At 71.5% G+C, this 4,575-nt stretch carries 4 protein-coding genes; 1 reads left to right on the top strand and 3 read right to left on the bottom strand.

Annotated elements, in window-relative coordinates:
- Positions 1–173: 173 nt before the first annotated feature.
- Together RIF89_RS11250 and RIF89_RS11245 are read right to left on the bottom strand one after the other, a co-directional pair.
- Positions 174–1,343 (bottom strand): MarP family serine protease, encoded by a 1,170-nt coding sequence (locus RIF89_RS11250; RefSeq protein WP_309069201.1) that lies wholly within the window; start codon positions 1,341–1,343, stop codon positions 174–176.
- A gap of 163 nt (positions 1,344–1,506) precedes the next feature.
- A complete protein-coding gene (locus RIF89_RS11245) occupies positions 1,507–2,223 on the bottom strand; it encodes a ferritin-like fold-containing protein (RefSeq protein ID WP_309069200.1) in 717 nt (238 codons plus the stop codon).
- Positions 2,224–2,424: 201 nt separating this feature from the next.
- Between RIF89_RS11245 and RIF89_RS11240 the strand changes: the two genes are divergently transcribed.
- On the top strand, positions 2,425–3,843 hold the full coding sequence (locus RIF89_RS11240; protein WP_309069199.1) for a DEAD/DEAH box helicase: 1,419 nt from the start codon (positions 2,425–2,427) through the stop codon (positions 3,841–3,843).
- A gap of 43 nt (positions 3,844–3,886) precedes the next feature.
- On the opposite strand, the gene RIF89_RS11235 is transcribed toward RIF89_RS11240, so the two are convergent.
- A partial coding sequence (locus RIF89_RS11235; protein ID WP_309069198.1) for a phosphatase occupies positions 3,887–4,575 on the bottom strand: 689 nt, incomplete at its 5' end.

The raw sequence follows: 4,575 nt of genomic DNA, 5'->3' as shown, positions 1-4,575 counted from the left end.
CGGTGGCGTACGGCATCTGCACGTGGACGGGCCTGGGCGAGGCGAATGCGCTGACGTGGCTGATCACGCTCGTCGTGGCCGCGGTCGTCTCGTGGTTCGGCACCGACGCGATCAGCCGTCTCCGCGCAACGCGCGACGCCGCCGCGGTCAAGCGCCTCGGTCTGGCCTGAGCGTCAGCCCACGCAGTCCCCGGTCGACACGGCGTCGCTCGCCCCGTCCACCTGCTCCAGCGCGGGCAGCAGCTCGCTCGTCGTCATGGCGTAGCCGACGTCTGCCTGCAGTTCATCGCGCGCGAAGATGACGCCGGCCACGGCACCCTCGGTCGTCAGCACGGGGCCGCCCGAGTTGCCGGGGTACACCGCGGCCGCGAGCGCGTAGACCTCGCGAGGCGCGACCGATCCCCCGTAGATGTCCGCGATGGGCGCTGCACCGACCGCCGCGATCGAGGCGGTCGTGGTGCGGAACGGGCCGCCGTACGGGAATCCCTGGATGACCGCGGGATCGCCCGTCGCGAGCGGCTCGACGAGCGGCAGTGCGGCGGCATCCACGTCCACGGAGATCACGGCCAGGTCGTCGACCGCATCGAAGTACACGACGCGTCCGTCGCGCGCCGGCTCCCCCGGCAGCTCGACGATCGGCGTGTCCATCCCGGCGACGACGTGGGCGTTCGTCACCAGCAGGTCCTCTGCGGCGACGAATCCGGTGCCGCTCGCACCGCGGCCGCACGAGTTCGCGCCGTGGATGCGGGCGACCGAGGCCGCCGCGGTCCGCAGCGCGGGGTCGTCCGTGTCGACGGTGGCGGCCGTCGACGTGTCGACCTCGCCGAGCAGGCCGCTGATGGTGGGCAGCACCGTCTCGCCGAGGATCGCGGCATGCAGCCGCGCCATCGCCTCGGACACGGGCGGCGGCGTGAGGCGGTCGATCGTGCGCAGCGCGCTGGACGAGGCCACCGCCGACGACACGACCGGGATGCCGGCGCTGACGATGCCCGAGCCCACGAGCGTGAGCGCGAGCGCGGCCGCGACCGCGCCGAGCACTCCGCCCAGCAGCCGCTCGACGACCTTGAGGCGCAGCTTGTCCGCCCCGCGGCGGATCGTGGACCCGACGAGGGATCCGAGCGTCGCGCCGATCGCGAGGAGGGCGATCGCGCCGCCCACGACGGTCAGGGGGCGCCACATCGGCTCGACCACTCCCGCGAGCAGCGGCAGCACCCACGGCGCGGCGAGCCCGCCGATCACCAGGCCGCACAGCGTGCCGAGCGCCGAGAACAGCCCGACGCGCAGCCCGACCACCAGTGCGACGACCAGCAGCACCACGATCACGATGTCGACCACGGGCAGCACGGGCTCCTCCTTCGGGCGGCGCGACGCCTCACTGCCCGTCCATCAGGCTATTGCGCACTCCTGCGCCCCGCCCGTGAACGCCCCACTCAGCGCCTCGACTCAGGCCGCCGGACATCCGCCGTGCGACGCGCCCCATGCAGGGCGGAGGCCGTCCGCGTGCCGGTTACGACGCGAGGCCGAGGGCGTCCATCCGGCGCGCGTGCGCGGCCATCAGGGCCGTGAACACCGGCTCGACCTTCTTCTCGTCGTCGACGCCCAGGCGCTGCGGGCGCAGCGCGGCGCGCGCGACCAGCAGCGTGTCGCCGACGAGACGGCGGGCCCACATCGACAGCAGTGAGCGCATCTCGTCGTCGTCATCGATCGTCGCCCGGATCAGGTCGACGATGAGCTCGCGATCGCTGTCGACGTTCAGGATGCGCGCCACGCGGCGACCCGTCTCGCCGTAGCTCGCGGCGAGCGCACGGTAGAAGTCGTCGAGCATACCCGCCGTGATGTGGACCGACAGCATCGTCTCCCTCGGCCGAGCGCCGATCGTGGCGCGGCGGAAGCCGTCGAGCTGCTCCTGGAAGGGGCGCATGATCGCGGCCGGCTCCTCCCCGCGATCCCGGATCACGTCGATGATCGCGCGGTGCTTCACGAGCGCGGCGCCCGCCGCGAGCGACAGCGCCTCCTTCTCGCGCAGATCGGGCGTCGCGCGGATGAGCCGGGTCAGCGTCTCGAAGTAGCCGAGCTGGAGATACGCGGCCTGACCGAGGAAGGTCTCGACGGCGGGCGCGAGCTCCTCGAAGTCGACGCGCTTGGCGTCGCCCATCTCGCCGCGGGAGCGCAGACGCAGCATCCTCGCGGGCGGGCGGCGCCGCCAGAACGTCCAGTTGACCACGGCCTAAGCCTACGGGTGCGCCTTGGAAGCGCTCGCACCGGAGATCAGCGAACGGCGCCCGGCTCCGGGGAGTGTCAGGGTGCTCCGGTAGGCTGATACGGTCCCCGGCGACGGATCGGGGCCGCCGCGCCTGGAGCAGAGAAGGGCGTGGATCCCATCTCCTCAGGCAGCGACGGCTGCCGGACAGGCCACCTGAACATCGTGACCACTTTCACCGACCTCGGCGTCGATCAGGACATCGTCGACGCCCTCGCCGCGAAGGGGATCGTCGACGCGTTCCCCATCCAGGAGCAGACCATCCCGCTGGCCCTTCCCGGCCAGGACCTCATCGGACAGGCGAAGACCGGCACCGGCAAGACCTTCGGCTTCGGCATCCCGGTGGTGCAGCGTCTCGGGCGGAACCCCGAGCCGGGCGTCAAGGCGCTCATCGTCGTGCCGACGCGCGAACTCGCGGTCCAGGTCTACGAGGACCTCGACCTGCTCACCTCCAACCGCTCGACCAGCGTCGTCGCGATCTACGGCGGCAAAGCCTACGAGGGCCAGATCGACCAGCTCAAGGCCGGCGCCCAGATCGTCGTCGGCACGCCCGGCCGCCTCATCGATCTCGCGGGCCAGCGCCTGCTCGACCTGTCGAACGCGACCGAGGTCGTGCTCGACGAGGCCGACAAGATGCTCGATCTCGGCTTCCTCGCCGACATCGAGAAGATCTTCCAGAAGGTCGCGCAGGTGCGACACACGCAGCTATTCAGCGCCACGATGCCGGGGCCGATCGTCGCCCTCGCTCGTCGCTTCATGACGAACCCCATCCACATCCGCGCGACGGATCCGGATGAGGGCCTCACGCAGGCGAACATCAAGCACGTCATCTACCGCGCGCACTCGCTCGACAAGGACGAGATCATCGCGCGCATCCTGCAGGCCGAGGGCGCAGGCAAGACCGTGATCTTCACGCGCACCAAGCGCGCGGCCCAGCGTCTCGTCGACGAGCTCGGCGACCGCGGGTTCAGCGTGGGCGGCGTGCACGGCGACATGGGTCAGGAGCAGCGCGAACGCTCCATGGCCGCGTTCAAGGCCGGTAAGGTCCAGGTCCTGGTCGCGACGGACGTCGCCGCGCGCGGTATCGACGTGGACGACATCACCCACGTGATCAACCACACGATCCCGGACGACGACAAGACGTACCTGCACCGCGCCGGCCGCACGGGCCGCGCCGGCAAGACCGGCATCGCGGTGACGTTCGTGGACTGGGACGACCTGCACAAGTGGGCGCTCATCAACCGCGCGCTCGAGTTCGGTCAGCCCGAGCCGACCGAGACCTACTCGTCGAGCCCGCACCTGTACACCGACCTGAACATCCCGGCTGGCACGAAGGGCCGCCTGACGTCGGCTCCGAAGGCCGAGCGTCCGCGTCCCGAGCGCCGCTCGGACGGCGAGAGCCGTCAGCGCACCCGTCGTCGCGGATCGTCCGACTCGGCGGCCAGCGCCGCCGAGACCGGCGAGAAGTCGGAGGGCTCGGGCACGCACGACGGTGCGGGCAAGGAGCACCACGACGGCAAGTCCGCTCCGGCGCGCCGCCGCCGTCGCCGCCGTTCGTCGGGTCAGACGCCGCAGGGCGCCTGACCTCTCCGCTCCGGGATCGCACGTCCCGGCGCGCGAGGCCGTCTCAAGCCGGATACACCGGCGCGGTGCCGGTGGCGCGCTCGATGAGGCGCGCCACCATGGCGTCGCTTGTCGTGTTCTCACCCGGCAGGTTCGGCTTGCCGCGCCCGTGATAGTCGCTCGAGCCGGTGACGATCAGGTCGCGATCCTCGGCGATCCGGCGCAGGGTGCGCTTGCCCTGCTCGCTGTTCTCGCGGTGCCCGATCTCGAAGCCGGCCAGTCCGGCGTCGATCAGCGCGTGCAGCACCGACTCCGGCATCATGCGGCCCCGGCCCCCGGGGTGCGCGATGATCGCGACTCCCCCGGCCTCGGTCACGAGCCGCACGGCGCGGAACGGATCGGGCGCGTAGTGCGGCTCGTAGTAGCCCTCGCGAGGATGCAGGATGCCGTCGAACGCCTCCGTGCGGTCGCGCGCGAGCCCGCGTGCGACGAGCGCGTCCGCGATATGCGGGCGGCCGACGGTCGCATCCTGCATCGTCTGCGCGAGCACGTCGTCCCACGTCAGGTCGTAGTCGCGCCCGATGTTGGCGACGATGCGCTCGGCCCGGCCGATCCGATCGCCGCGAATGCGATCCATCTCCGCGCGCAGGTCTGCGTCGTCGGGATCGAACAGGTACGACAGCACGTGCACGCTGCGCCAGTCGTGCTTGGCCGAGAACTCCATGCCCGGCAGCAGCGTCATGCCGAGCGACG

Source organism: Microbacterium sp. (assembly GCF_031178525.1).
Lineage (GTDB): Bacteria > Actinomycetota > Actinomycetes > Actinomycetales > Microbacteriaceae > Microbacterium.
This window is presented reverse-complemented; position numbering and strand designations above follow the sequence as displayed.